This is a genomic window from Azospirillum sp. Marseille-Q6669 (genome assembly GCF_965111635.1).
Window position 1 is genome coordinate 294,205 of the sequence record NZ_CBCOOP010000005.1, and the last position, 12,404, is coordinate 306,608.

General features: G+C 68.7%; 13 protein-coding genes. 8 read left to right on the forward strand and 5 right to left on the reverse strand.

The genetic code is table 11. The annotated features are described in order from the left end of the window. Positions 1–2: 2 nt before the first annotated feature. Positions 3–1,544, forward strand: a complete 1,542-nt coding sequence (locus tag ACWPXE_RS26695) for a PAS domain S-box protein (protein ID WP_454020256.1) — start codon at positions 3–5, stop codon at positions 1,542–1,544. Here the strand turns inward: ACWPXE_RS26695 and ACWPXE_RS26700 are convergent. The 4 genes from ACWPXE_RS26700 to ACWPXE_RS26715 all read right to left on the reverse strand — a co-directional run bounded on the left by ACWPXE_RS26700 (position 1,504) and on the right by ACWPXE_RS26715 (position 7,000). Next, a complete protein-coding gene (locus ACWPXE_RS26700) occupies positions 1,504–3,132 on the reverse strand; it encodes an ABC-F family ATP-binding cassette domain-containing protein (RefSeq protein ID WP_454020257.1) in 1,629 nt (542 codons plus the stop codon). The genes ACWPXE_RS26695 and ACWPXE_RS26700 overlap by 41 nt on opposite strands. A gap of 300 nt (positions 3,133–3,432) precedes the next feature. Continuing rightward, complete coding sequence (gene hslU / locus ACWPXE_RS26705) at positions 3,433–4,770, reverse strand: ATP-dependent protease ATPase subunit HslU (RefSeq protein ID WP_454020258.1); 1,338 nt, start codon at positions 4,768–4,770, stop codon at positions 3,433–3,435. Positions 4,771–4,792: 22 nt separating this feature from the next. Continuing rightward, positions 4,793–5,341: an ATP-dependent protease subunit HslV gene (gene hslV / locus ACWPXE_RS26710; RefSeq protein ID WP_014238902.1), complete on the reverse strand. Its 549-nt coding sequence runs from the start codon at positions 5,339–5,341 to the stop codon at positions 4,793–4,795. Positions 5,342–5,425: 84 nt separating this feature from the next. Further along, the gene (locus ACWPXE_RS26715) at positions 5,426–7,000 is read right to left on the reverse strand and encodes a serine protease (protein ID WP_454020259.1); all 1,575 of its coding nucleotides are present in this window, start codon (positions 6,998–7,000) and stop codon (positions 5,426–5,428) included. A 148-nt stretch (positions 7,001–7,148) separates the two neighbouring features. Here ACWPXE_RS26715 and hisB point away from each other — a divergent pair, with 148 nt between their 5' ends. Genes hisB through ACWPXE_RS26750 form a run of 7 tightly spaced genes read left to right on the forward strand, consistent with a single transcriptional unit; the run spans position 7,149 to position 11,308 of the window. After that, a complete protein-coding gene (gene hisB / locus ACWPXE_RS26720; RefSeq protein ID WP_145676035.1) occupies positions 7,149–7,772 on the forward strand; it encodes an imidazoleglycerol-phosphate dehydratase HisB in 624 nt (207 codons plus the stop codon). Between the two features lie 52 nt (positions 7,773–7,824). Beyond that, the gene (gene hisH, locus ACWPXE_RS26725) at positions 7,825–8,469 is read left to right on the forward strand and encodes an imidazole glycerol phosphate synthase subunit HisH (protein WP_454020260.1); all 645 of its coding nucleotides are present in this window, start codon (positions 7,825–7,827) and stop codon (positions 8,467–8,469) included. 2 nt (positions 8,470–8,471) lie between these two features. After that, positions 8,472–9,014, forward strand: coding sequence for an N-acetyltransferase family protein (locus ACWPXE_RS26730; protein WP_454020261.1), 543 nt, complete (start codon positions 8,472–8,474; stop codon positions 9,012–9,014). 14 nt (positions 9,015–9,028) lie between these two features. Next, positions 9,029–9,778: a 1-(5-phosphoribosyl)-5-[(5-phosphoribosylamino)methylideneamino]imidazole-4-carboxamide isomerase gene (gene hisA / locus ACWPXE_RS26735; protein ID WP_454020262.1), complete on the forward strand. Its 750-nt coding sequence runs from the start codon at positions 9,029–9,031 to the stop codon at positions 9,776–9,778. Further along, a complete protein-coding gene (hisF, locus tag ACWPXE_RS26740; protein ID WP_145701550.1) occupies positions 9,778–10,563 on the forward strand; it encodes an imidazole glycerol phosphate synthase subunit HisF in 786 nt (261 codons plus the stop codon). Before hisA ends, hisF begins: the two co-directional genes overlap by 1 nt. After that, entirely contained in the window at positions 10,556–10,909 is a 354-nt protein-coding gene (locus ACWPXE_RS26745; protein WP_454020263.1) for a phosphoribosyl-ATP diphosphatase, read from the forward strand. Before hisF ends, ACWPXE_RS26745 begins: the two co-directional genes overlap by 8 nt. 30 nt (positions 10,910–10,939) lie before the next feature. After that, positions 10,940–11,308 carry a histidine triad nucleotide-binding protein gene (locus tag ACWPXE_RS26750; protein ID WP_454020264.1) on the forward strand — a complete coding sequence of 123 codons (369 nt, stop codon included), beginning with the start codon at positions 10,940–10,942 and terminating at the stop codon, positions 11,306–11,308. A 151-nt stretch (positions 11,309–11,459) separates the two neighbouring features. Here the strand turns inward: ACWPXE_RS26750 and ACWPXE_RS26755 are convergent, their stop codons facing one another. Then, positions 11,460–12,335: a DUF2279 domain-containing protein gene (locus ACWPXE_RS26755; RefSeq protein WP_454020265.1), complete on the reverse strand. Its 876-nt coding sequence runs from the start codon at positions 12,333–12,335 to the stop codon at positions 11,460–11,462. Between the last annotated feature and the right edge of the window lie 69 nt (positions 12,336–12,404).

Genomic DNA, 12,404 nt, shown 5'->3' on the forward strand with positions numbered 1-12,404 from the left:
GTATGACCGCCGAGGTCGGGTCCGTGATGCCCCAGCATGGCGTGACGGACGCCCTGTTCCGCACCATCTTCGACAGCGCGTCGGTCGGCATGGTCGTGGCCGCGCCGGACGGGCGCATTCTGGCCGCCAACCCCGCCTTCGCCAACAGCCTGGGATACAGCCCGCAGGACATGACCGGCCGGCATCTGGCCGACGTCACCCACCCGGAGGACTGGGCCTGGGAAAGCCTGCGCTTCGGCCGGGTGATGCGGGGCGAGGCGGCGCCGGACCCCTTCGAGAAGCGGTTCCTGCGCGCCGACGGCGGGGTGATGCGCGCCGCCATGCGCCCGTCCTGCCTGCATGGCCCCGACGGCCGGCCGCAGGCGCTGGCCATGGTGATCGAGGACGTGACGACCGCCCGCGCCGCCGACGAGGAGCTTCAGCGCAGCGAGGCGCGCAACCGCGCCATCGTGGAACAGGCGGTCGAAACCATCCTGACCGTGGACGCCCGCGGCATCATCCTGGCCGCCAACCAAGCGGCGGAACAGCTTCTCGGCTACGATCCGGATGAGCTGACCGGCCGGCACATCACCATCCTGATGCCGCCGGAGGAAGCCGCTAAGCACGGCACCTACATGCGCCGTTACAACGAGACGGGGGTGCGGCAGGTCATCGGCGTCGGGCGGGAAGTGACCGCCCTCAGGCGGGACGGCACCGCCATGGTCGTCTGGCTGTCCCTGTCGGAGATCGACCTGCCGGGCTTCCACGTCTTCGTCGCGATGCTGCGCGACCTCAGCGCCTTCAAGGCCGCCGAGCAGGCGCTGATCGAGGCCAAGGAGGCGGCAGAGCTGGCCAACCGCGCCAAGACCGCCTTCCTCGCCAACATGAGCCACGAGCTGCGCACGCCGCTGAACGGCATCCTGGGCTTCGCCGACGTGATCCACCAGCAGATGCTGGGGTCGCTGGAGAATCCCATGTACGTCAACTTCGCGGCGGAGATCAAACGCTCAGGCGAGCTGCTGCTGGCCAACATCAACGACCTGCTGGAGATGGCCACCATCGAGGCCGGTCAGGTCGGCCTGGAGGAGGCGCTGTGCGACTTCCGCGACGTGGTGGTGTCCTGCGTCCGTCTGGTCGCCAAGCGGGCGGAGCGCGGCAAGCTGCACGTCGAGGCCGACATCGCCAGCGAGCTGCCGCCCCTGCTCGCCGACCCGCGGGCGCTGAAGCAGGTGCTGCTGCATCTCCTGTCCAACGCCATCAAGTTCACGCCGGAAGGTGGACGCATCGGCGTGTCGGCCCGCGTCGATTCCGCGGGCGCCCTGGTGGCCGAGGTGTTCGACAGCGGCGTGGGCATTCCTGAAGACCGCCTGGAAACCGTCTTCCAGCCCTTCTTCCAGGGCGATTCCTCGCTGGCCCGCCGGTTCGAGGGGATCGGGCTGGGCCTGTCCATCGCCAAGTCGCTGGTGGAGCGGCATGGCGGCCGGCTGGAAATCCGCTCGCTGGAGGGGACCGGCACGTCGGTCGTCATCCACCTGCCGAAGGAGCGCTTCCTGACGGACTGGTGAGGTCCAGCCGGCGCGTGAGCCCGATGGCGTCGAGGAAGGCCTCGTCGTGGCTGACCACCAGCAGTGCCCCGTCATAGGCGCGCAGCCCGGCTTCCACCGCTTCGATGGACTCGATGTCCAGGTGGTTGGTCGGCTCGTCCAGGATCAGCAGGGGTGGAGGGACGGTGCCGCCGAGGACGCAGGCGAGGCCGGCGCGCAACGTCTGCCCGCCGCTGAGGGTTGACACGCGCTGCAACGCGGCGTCGGCGCGGAACATGAAGCGGGCCAACGACGCCCGGCAGGCGTTCTCCCCTTCCCGCGGGTTGAGGCGCCGGAAATTGTCCAGGATCGTCGCCGACGGATCGAGAAGGCTCACCCGCTGGTCGAGCATGACGGCGCCGGCAACGACGCGAACCGTCCCGGACCAGGGGGCGCGATGGCCGGCGACGAGCGCCAGCAGGGTCGTCTTGCCCGACCCGTTGGGTCCGGTGACGGCGACGCGCTCCGGCCCGGTGATGGTGAAGGACAGTTCGCGGATGATCGGCCTTCCCGCTTCATAGCCATCGGTGACGCCGTCGAGCGTCAGCACGGTCCGGCCGGGCGGAAGGCCGGTGGGCGGCAGCACGACCGACAACGGCTGAAGGACTTCGATGCGCGCGCGGGCGGTGGCCACGGCGCCGAGCGCGTCGGCCTTCTGCTGGGCGGCGCGGCGGGCGTTGTCGCCGCCGGTGGCCTCGCTGCGCTCCTTCCGGCCACCCAGGAGGATGCGCGGCAGATCGCCTTTCGCCGCCTTCCGCTGCCCCGCCCGGTCCTTGCGCGCCTTCCGTTCGGCGGTGGCCTGAGCCGTCCGGGCCGCCTCCGCCACGCGTTTCTCGGCATCCGCCAGATCGTGGTGGGCGGCGTCGAGGGCCAGCGCCCGGCCGGCGCGGTAATGGCTCCAGTTTCCGCCGTAGCGGGTGGCGCCGAGGGAGGTCAGCTCGACGATGGCGTCCATGCGGTCGAGCAGGTCGCGGTCGTGGCTGACCACCACCGCCCCGGCCCGCCAGGAGGCCAGCAGCCCGACGACCGCTTCCCGCCCCTCGCGGTCGAGATCGTTGGTCGGCTCGTCCAACAGCAGGACATCGGGCTCCGGGAAGATCGCCGCGGCCAGGGCGGCGCGCGTGCGCTGGCCGCCCGACAGGCACCTCAGCGGCGTCTCGGGCTCCGCCTCCAGCCCCACCCGGCCGAGCGCCGACCGGATGCGGCCTTCCAGCGTCCAATCCACCTCGGCCAGCGCGTCGGCGTCCGCGTCGCCCCGCTCGGCGCGGCGCAACAGGTCCAGCATGGCGGTCGCGCCGAACAGCCCGGCCACCGTGTCGTCCGGTCTCACCGACAGGTTTTGATTCAGGATTCCCAGGCTGCCACGGACGGACACCGTCCCGGATTGCGGACGCAGCGCGCCCGTCATCAGCTTGAGAAGGGTCGATTTCCCGGTGCCGTTGCGTCCGACGAGCCCGGTCCGTTCAAGGCCGAAACCCAGGCTGATGTCGGATAGGACGGAACGCCCGTCAGGCGTGGACCAGGACAGGTTCGCCAGGATGATGGCGGGCGGCGTGATGGAAGCAGGCATGGACGCGGATTTCCCCGAAGACGAAACGAACGGACGTTGCGGTCGGGTTGAAATCCATCGTTCTGCGCATCCTGCCGTGGTGATATGGCGGCCATCCTAGGGCCGGCCGGGCCGCCGATCAAGAAAGCCGATCAAGGCGGGTGGACTCTCATAACCCTCTCCCCTCTGGGGAGAGGGTGGCCCGGAGGGCCGGTGAGGGGGTTGCCCGTGGCGGTAGGTCCGGCACAAGCACAACCCCCTCACCCTAACCCTCTCCCCAGAGGGGAGAGGGGATCACCGATGAAATAGCCGCGACGCGTCTTACAGAATGAACTTCGACAGGTCGGCGTTCTTGGCGAGGCCGCCGACCTGGGCGCGGACGGTCTCCGCGTCGATGGTCACGGTCTGGCCGGCCTTGTCGCTGGCGGTGAAGCTGATGTCCTCCAGCAGCCGCTCCAAAACGGTATGCAGGCGCCGCGCCCCGATGTTTTCCACCGTCGCGTTGATGTCGGTGGCGAGGCGGGCCAGCTCGTCGATGGCGTCGTCGGTGAAGACGAGATCGACCTCCTCGGTCTTCAGCAGGGCCTTGTACTGCTTGATCAGGCTGGCTTCCGGCTCGGTCAGGATGCGGCGGAAATCCTCCTGCTCCAGCGCTTTCAGCTCGACGCGGATCGGCAGACGGCCCTGAAGTTCCGGCAGCAGGTCCGACGGCTTGGACAGGTGGAAGGCGCCCGACGCGATGAACAGGATGTGGTCGGTCTTCACAGCACCGTGCTTGGTGCTGACGGTCGTGCCCTCGATCAGCGGCAGCAGGTCGCGCTGCACGCCCTCTCGGCTGACGTCAGCGCCGCCCTTGTAGTCGGAGCGGGCGGAGATCTTGTCGATCTCGTCGAGGAAGACGATGCCGTTCTGCTCGACCGCCTGGATCGCTTCCGAAACGACCTTTTCCTGATCCAGCAGCTTGTCCGACTCTTCCGCCATCAGGACGGTGTAGCTCTCGGCAACGGACATGCGCCGGGACTTGGTGCGCCCGCCCATCGCCTTGCCGAAGAGGTCGTTCAGGTTCAGCATGCCCATCTGGGCGCCCGGCATGCCGGGGATGTCGAAGGTCGGCAGGCCGCCGGCGGTGTCGGCCACCTGGATTTCGATCTCGCGGTCGTTCAGCGTGCCCTCGCGCAGCATCTTGCGGAACTTCTGCCGCGTCTCCGGGCTGGCGTTCTCGCCGCACAGCGCGTCGACCACGCGTTCCTCGGCGCGCAGCTCGGCCTTGGCGGCGACCTCCTTGCGCAGCCGCTCCTTGGTCAGGCCGATGGCGGCCTCCACCAGATCGCGGACGATCTGCTCGACGTCGCGGCCGACATAGCCGACCTCGGTGAACTTGGTCGCCTCGACCTTCAGGAAGGGCGCCTGGGCCAGCTTCGCCAGACGGCGGGCGATCTCCGTCTTGCCGACGCCGGTCGGGCCGATCATCAGGATGTTCTTGGGCAGAACCTCCTCGCGCAGCCCCTCGGGGAGCTGCTGGCGGCGCCAGCGGTTGCGCAGCGCGATGGCGACCGCGCGCTTGGCCTCGTGCTGGCCGACGATGTAGCGGTCGAGTTCGGAGACGATCTCGCGCGGGCTGAAGGCGGCGGTGGCGGCGGCGATGCTGGGGGCGGACATGGCTGGGGACCCGGTCTGAGGGTTAGAGCTTTTCAAGCGTGACGTTCTCGTTGGTGTAGACGCAGATGCCGGCGGCGATCTTCATCGCCTTGCGGGCCACGGCCTCCGCGTCCAGACCATCGACGTCGACCAGCGCGCGCGCCGCCGACAGGGCGTAGGCGCCGCCGGAGCCGATGCCGATGAGGCCATCCTCCGGCTCCAGCACGTCGCCGTTGCCGGTCAGGATCAGGCTGACGTTGCGGTCGGCCACGGCCATCATGGCCTCCAGCCGGCGCAGGTAGCGGTCGGTACGCCAGTCCTTGGCCATCTCCACGCAGGCGCGCAGCAGCTGGCCGGGGTGCTTCTCCAGCTTGGTCTCCAGCCGCTCGAACAGGGTCAGCGCGTCGGCGGTGGCGCCGGCGAAGCCGCCCATCACCGTGCCGCCGGCGAGCCAGCGCACCTTGCGGGCGTTCGATTTCATGACCGTCTGGCCGACGGACACCTGGCCGTCGCCGGCAATGACCACCTGCCCGTTCTTGCGGACCGAGAGGATGGTGGTGCCGTGCCACTGGATGGGATCGTGGGAAGTCATCGGGACCGTGTTCGAAGAAAGAAGCGCCCGTGCCCGAACGGCCCGGCGTGACGCCGGCCGACATAGGCACATCGGAACACGGGTCTATGTGGGGGGACGGCGGGTCCCGTCAAGTCTGCCGTCATGGACCGGTATCCCACGGGACGGAATTGGGCCATGGGACGGAATTGACCGGGGAGCGGCCTGGGTCACCTCCACCCCCAGGCGGGCCAGCGCTTCCATCACCGGAACGAAGGCGGACAGGCCGTGCGCCCCACCCGGCGGCGGACCCGGACGGGCCACGCCCAGCAAATTGCCCGCCTCGTCCACCAGCGGGTCGCCCGGTGCCGGGTCCGGCCCGCTCAGGTCGGCCTGCAGCAGCGTGGCCTCCACCCCCGGCGGCGCCTGCGGATCGGCGCGCCGGGCCGCCAGAATGCCCGCCGCCGTGTCGTCGCCCCGCTCAAGGACCGTCATCACCGGCTCGCTGACCGCCGGGGCATCCAGACGCAGCGGCGCCGTGCGCAGCCGCGCCGGCACCCGGACCAGGGCGATTCCGCCCGAAACGTCGCGCGCCATCACCGTTCCGTCCATCGACACCCCGCGCGAAGGCGCGACGGTGACGGTGGCGTCCAGGCCGGCGTCGAGCGTCAGCAGAAGCGACTGGCCGTCCAGCTCTCCCAACACGATCCCCCTGCCCTTGCGCTCCGCCGGTCCGACGTGAACGGTCGCGGCGGACACGCGGGCGGCGGGATCATCGGCGTAGCCCTGGAGTGGGTCGGCGATACGCAGAATCAGGGTCGGAGGTCGGGTTTCCACCAGAAAAGGAGCCGATCCGGCCGATGCGCCTCCGGGATCGACCGTCGCGGTTGACACCATGGCCGGCCCAGTTGAAACATGCGGAGCGGCACTTGACACTCCTGCCGCCCCACTTGACACTAGCGGAGCCGCACTTGACGCTCCCAGCGGGGCGGTTGACACTCCTCCCCGGCCACTTGACACTATGGCGGGGCCACTTGACGCTATCGCGCCGCTCCGCGATACCGCGGTGCGGAAGCCGGGGTCGGCGCCCAGCGCCTCCACCGCCGTGGCGAAGGCCTCCTCGATCAGCAGAACGTCGCCCTGCGGCACGCCGCTGTCCTTGCTAGCCACCCCCGTCGTGGTGACACGGTGGACGAGCCGCCCCGTCACGGCGTCGTAAACCGCCCAGTCGACCCGCAGGCTGCCGATTCCCGACACCCCCTCGCTGCGGCCGGTCAGCCAGCTCCGGCGGCGGCACAGGTCGCTGTTCACCGCGCGCAGGTCGCCGCGCAGGATGTAGCGGGCACGCTTGCGGTCGAACTCCGCCTCGTAATCGCTGCCCGGGGCACCCGCGACGTCGTAGCCGGCGTCGGCCAGAACCTCCGCAAAGCGCTCCTGGAAGGTGGAGTTCTCGTGCAGGCTGCGCCCGCTGGTCCAGTGGACGTCCTCATAGGGCGGCCAGCACTCCAGCGCCCAGACGTAACGCCCCGTCACCATGCCCCGCCGCATCGAGCCGAGCGACAGGCCGTCGAAGCGGACCGGCTCCGTCGAACCGCGGGCGACGGGCGGCGCCTTGCGGGTCTGCGGCAGGTCCCCGCCCATGCAGGCGGCCAACGCCAGCAGGGCGGCGAGGGGCAGAAAAACGCGTCCGGGCGTCGGCATGTCCGGTGGCATATCCCATTATGCGCGTCGAGCGTGCACACGACCATGCACACACACGCATTATGCGGCATCTCGACCGACGGTCATAGGCGTTTTCGGGGGCTGCGCCTCTGGCGCGCCCGCGCGCTTCCTGATAAAACCCGGACTCATGGACCAGAGCCTTGCCAATGGCGTCCGCCGCGCCTCGATCGAGCGGAACACCACCGAAACCCGGATCCGGGTCGCCGTGAATCTGGACGGCACCGGCGTCTATGACGTGAAGACCGGCGTCGGCTTCCTCGACCACATGCTGGAGCAGCTGTCGCGCCACAGCCTGATGGACCTGTCGGTGGTGGCTGAGGGCGATCTGCACATCGACGCCCACCATACGACCGAGGACAGCGGCATCGCCATCGGCATGGCGGTGGCGAAGGCGCTGGGCGACCGCAAGGGCATCCAGCGCTACGGCCACGCCTACATCCCGATGGACGAAACGCTGACCCGGGTCGCGCTGGACTTCTCCAACCGGCCCTACCTGATCTGGAAGGTGTCCTTCAGCCGCGACAAGATCGGCGACATGGACACCGAACTGTTCCGCGAATGGTTCCAGGCCTTCGCCATGGCCGCGGGCGTGACGCTGCACGTCGAATGCCTCTACGGCGAGAACAACCACCACATCGTGGAAAGCTGCTACAAGGCGCTTGCCCGCGCGCTGCGGGCCGGAATCGACATCGACCCGCGCAAGCGCGACGCCGTGCCCTCGACCAAGGGGACGCTGGGCGGCTCCCTCTGAAAAAAACCGGCGGCTCCGACAAGGCCGGGTCTCTCTTGAAGGTCCTCGTTTCATGGAAACCGTTGCGCTGATCGATTACGGCTCCGGCAACCTGCGTTCCGCCGCCAAGGCTCTGGAGCGCGCGGCGGCGGAGTCCCATGCCTCCTTCCAGGTCCTGGTGACCTCCGACGCCAACGCCGTGCGCAAGGCCGACCGCATCGTCCTGCCGGGTGTGGGCGCCTTCGCCGACTGCAAGCGCGGCCTGTCGGAGGTCCCCGGCATGCTCGACGCGCTGGACGAGGTGGTGCATGCCAAGGGCCGCCCCTTCCTGGGGATCTGCGTCGGCATGCAGCTGATGGCGGAGCGCGGGCGCGAATACGGCGTGACCGAGGGGCTGGGCTGGATCAAGGGCGAGGTGGTGAAGCTGGAGCCCGCTGACCCGACGCTGAAGATCCCGCACATGGGCTGGAACGAGCTGGACATCCGCCGGGCGCACCCGGTTCTGGCCGGCCTGCCGGAGCGGGCGCACGCCTATTTCGTCCATTCCTACCGCTTCGCCGTGGAACGGTCGGAGGACGTGATCGCCAGCGCCGATTACGGCGGCCCCTTCGCCGCGGTGGTCGGGCGCGACAATCTGGTCGGCACCCAGTTCCACCCGGAAAAGAGCCAGGAGACCGGGCTTGCCCTGGTCGCCAACTTCCTGACCTGGCGGGTCTGACCATGACCGACGTCACGGTCGAACGCATCGACACGCTGAAGACCGGCGACCTGCACGACCTGTGCGACGCCGCCGACGACGCCGTCAAGGCCGGGGGCGGCTTCGGCTGGGTGGCGCCACCCCCCCGCGAGATCATGGAACGCTACTGGAAGGGCGTTCTGGTGGTGCCGGAACGCATCCTGTTCGTCGGCCGTCTGGACGGCGTCATCGCCGGCTCCGCCCAGCTCGTCAAACCGGCCCGCAACAACGAGGCGCAGGCCCACGCCGCCACCCTGACCACCAGCTTCGTCGCCCCCTGGGCGCGCGGCCATGGCCTCGCCCGCCGCCTGACCGTGGCGGTCGAAGAGGAGGCGCGGGCGTCCGGCTTCCGCGTGCTGAACCTCGACGTGCGCGAGACCCAGAGCGCGGCCATCACGCTGTACGAGGATCTGGGCTTCAAACGCTGGGGCACGCATCCCTTCTATGCGCTGGTGGACGGCAAAAGGCTGGCCGGACATTTCTATGTGAAAGACCTCACCCCCGACACGCTCCACGACACGCCATAGGACGAGACACCGCGATGATCATCTATCCCGCCATCGACCTCAAAGACGGTGCCTGCGTTCGGCTGCTGCGCGGCGAGATGAGCCAGGCGACCGTCTTCAACACCGAACCCGCCGATCAGGCCCGCCTGTTCGAAAGCCAGGGCTTCGAATGGCTGCATCTGGTCGATCTGAACGGCGCCTTCGAGGGCAAGCCGGTCAACGGCAAGGCGGTCGAGAGCATCCTGGGCGCCGTGACCATCCCGGTGCAGCTGGGCGGCGGCATCCGTGACCTCAAGACCATCGCCATGTGGCTGGAGAAGGGCGTCAGCCGGGTCATTCTCGGCACCGTCGCCCTGCGCGAACCGGAGCTGGTCCGTGAAGCCTGCCGGGAGTTCCCGGGCAAGGTCGCCGTCGGCATCGACGCGCGCGAGGGTTACGTGGCCGTCGCCGGCTGGGCCGAGACCTCGACCATCAAGGCGCTGGATCTGGCGCTGAAGTTCGAGGACAGCGGCGTCGCCGCGATCATCTACACCGACATCAACCGCGACGGCGCCATGGGCGGCGTGAACGTCGAGGCGACCTCCGACCTCGCCTTCCACCTGACCACCCCGGTGATCGCGTCGGGCGGCGTCTCCTCCATCGACGACCTGATCGCGCTGAAGAAGGAGGAGGACACCGGCATCGAAGGCGTCATCTGCGGCCGCGCGCTCTACGACGGGCGCATCGATCCGAAGACGGCGCTGGACCTGCTCTCTCCCGCTCCCGTCACCGGAAAGGCCGGCTGATGCTCAAGATGCGCGTCATCCCCTGCCTGGACGTCAAGGACGGGCGGGTCGTCAAGGGGGTCAACTTCGTCGATCTGATCGACGCCGGCGATCCCGTGGAGCAGGCCCGCGTCTATGACCGGGAGGGGGCGGACGAGCTGACCTTCCTCGACATCACGGCCAGCCACGAGAACCGCGACACCATCTACGACGTGGTGCGCCGCACCGCCGAGCAGGTGTTCATGCCGCTGACCGTCGGCGGCGGCGTGCGCACGGTCGAGGACATCCGCAAGCTGCTGCTGGCCGGCGCCGACAAGGTGTCGATCAACACCGCGGCCATCCACCGCCCGGAGTTCGTGCAGGAGGCGGCGGAGAAGTTCGGCGCCCAGTGCATCGTCGTCGCCATCGACGCCAAGCAGGTCGAGCCGGGCCGCTGGGAGATCTTCACCCACGGCGGGCGCAAGGCCACGGGCATCGACGCCATCGAATGGGCCAAGCGCATGGAGTCCTACGGCGCCGGCGAGATCCTGCTGACCTCGATGGACCGCGACGGCACCAAGAGCGGCTTCGACCTCGCCCTGACCCGCAAGGTGGCGGACGGCCTGCGCATCCCGGTCATCGCGTCGGGCGGCGTCGGCACGCTGGACCATCTGGTGGAGGGCATCCGCGAGGGCCACGCCACGGCGGTTCTGGCGGCCTCCATCTTCCATTTCGGCACCTACACCATCGGGCAAGCCAAGGCGGCGCTCGCCGAGGCCGGCATCCCGGTGCGCCCGGCCCGTGTGAGGGAGGCCGCGCATGGCTGAGGACAAGGCGGCCACCGCCGCGGCCATCTCCGCCGAGGTCCTGGACCGGCTCTACGCCACCGTCCAGGCGCGCAAGGGCGCCGATCCGGAGACCTCCTACACCGCCAAGCTGTTCCACCGCGGCACCGCCAAGATCGCCCAGAAGGTCGGCGAGGAGGCGGTGGAGACGGTCATCGAGGCGGTGCGTGGCGACAAGGCGGCGATGGCCTCGGAGTCGGCGGACCTGCTCTATCACCTGATGGTGCTGTGGGCAGACGCCGGGCTGGAGCCCGCCGAGGTGTGGGAGAAGCTGGCCCAGCGCGAGGGCACCAGCGGCATCGCCGAAAAGAACGCGCGCAAAGCTTAACGATTGCAAGGCGGAAGGGGAAACGACGCGATGGCCAAGACCTACGATCCGAACAACGTCTTCGCCCGCATCCTGCGCGGCGAAATCCCGTGCAAGAAGGTCCTGGAGACCGAGCACGCGCTGGCCTTCCACGACATCAACCCGCAGGCCCCGACGCACATCCTGGTGATCCCGAAGGGCGCCTACGTCGACATGGACGACTTCAGCGCCCGCGCGACGGAGGTGGAGATCGCCGGCCTGTTCCGCGCGGTCGGCGAGGTGGCGCGCGGCGCCGGCGCCGCCGAGCCCGGTTACCGCATCCTGTCCAACTGCGGGGAGGACGCGAACCAGGAAGTCCCGCACCTGCACATCCACGTCTTCGCCGGCCGTCGCCTGGGCCCGATGATCACCAGGGGATGATGGCCAAGGGGTAATGAGAAAGGAATCCCACTCCGATCCCACCCGCCGATCCACGTGAAACATCGGGGCGCCGAGGGAAACCTTCGGCGCCCCATTGCTTTTCTTCATCCCTGGGCGCTGATCCGGTGCTCTGCAAGGGTATCGGTTCCGCTCAGGGAGCGATGCGCCAATCCTTGGATATGTAGGTGTAGGGCGGCTGGATGTAGTGGAACACGCCGCCGGTCTTCACATGCGGGCTGAGCAGGCGGGTCAGGTTCAAGCCAATGCCGAGATAGAAATATTGGCTTCGATCGTCGCGGCTGGGGTTGGTGCTGTAATCCTCGTAGCCCCGCGCGTAGAAGCCGACATGGAACTCCAGATGCCGCAGCAGAGGGTCCTGGATGGCGTCGAACCCATCCGCCTTTACCGCGAGCAGATATTTTAGCCGTCTGTAATCGGTGAAGACGTCGGTTTGGTATTTGTCGCCGCCGGAGAACGGGTTGTACTCGACCCTGAAATCAACCTTGCGGGCCAATTCCGGGTTGTCCCACAAGATGTAGCCAGCCACGGCCCCGACGGTGTTGAACAGCATGTCCTGATAGGAGAATCCGTAGTCGTCGCTGAAGGCGTCACCGACCTCCACCAAGCCCATGATGCCCAGCGACGACAGCGCGCCGTACCGGGCGGAGTCCGTCTGGGTGAAGCCCCAACTCTGATATTGGCGGGCCAGCAGATGGCTGATCGCGTAACCGGTCCAGGCATGGCCGATCTTGTCGGCACCGCCTTCGGTCGTGCTGCGGCCGAACCAACCCTCATCCTGAAAGCGAGGGCCGCCGGTGCCCCAATCCCAGGACCATACGCCCCACCCCAGGGCCAATACGCCGGTGCCGACGTTGAGGGCGAGCGCCTTGTCCTCCTTGCTCCATCCCTGGTCCTCCATCATGGAGGCGGAGACCGGTCTTCCGGGCAGGAGCAACGCGGCGGTCAGGAACCCCGCGATCACCTGTCCGGTCACTCGGGCCGCCATCGCTCGGGCCAGGAGCATCATGCGGGATGAGCCCTCCTTCCGGTGGACGCTTCCCGGCATGATGACACACGAGCCCCCGCTCCGCCCCGA